General features: G+C 46.8%; 1 protein-coding gene. It reads left to right on the top strand.

What is annotated here, in order from left to right; genetic code table 11:
• Positions 1-648, top strand: a 648-nt coding sequence (locus tag CVN76_RS01815) for an ABC transporter ATP-binding protein (RefSeq protein WP_100530159.1), incomplete at both ends; no start/stop codon positions are given.

Here is a 648-nt window from a genome sequence, read left to right on the forward strand (position 1 = left end):
CAAATCATATGAACTGGGCGGTGAAACCGTTAAGGCGCTTCAGGATGTATGTCTTACCATCGATAAAGGCGATTTCATTTCCATCATCGGTCCCTCCGGATCAGGGAAATCGACGTTCATGAATATGATAGGGTGTCTGGATAAGCCTGATACAGGTGAATATCTTCTTGATGGAAAAGAAGTTGAAAAAATGAAGGATAATGAGCTAGCGGCGATTCGCAATATTAAAATAGGATTCATCTTTCAAAATTTCAATCTGTTGGCGAAGTTGACAGCGCTGGAAAATGTCGAGCTTCCCCTTGTCTATAGAGGAGTGAGCGTGAAGGAAAGAAAAGAGGCCGCCGTTTCCTGTCTTGATAGGGTTGGCCTGGGTGACCGGATGAACCATTTGCCGAATCAACTTTCCGGCGGACAGCAGCAAAGGGTGGCAATCGCAAGGGCAGTGGCGGGCAACCCTCCCGTTTTATTGGCGGATGAGCCGACGGGGGCACTTGATAGCAAAACAAGTAAAGAAGTTCTGCAGATGCTAAAAGATTTAAACGAAAAGGGGCAAACCATCATCCTTATCACCCATGACATGGAAGTGGCAAAGGAAGCAACTCGTGTCGTTCGGATTCAGGATGGACAGCTTTTTGAAAGCGGAGGTGA

Source organism: Bacillus sp. mrc49 (assembly GCF_002803435.1).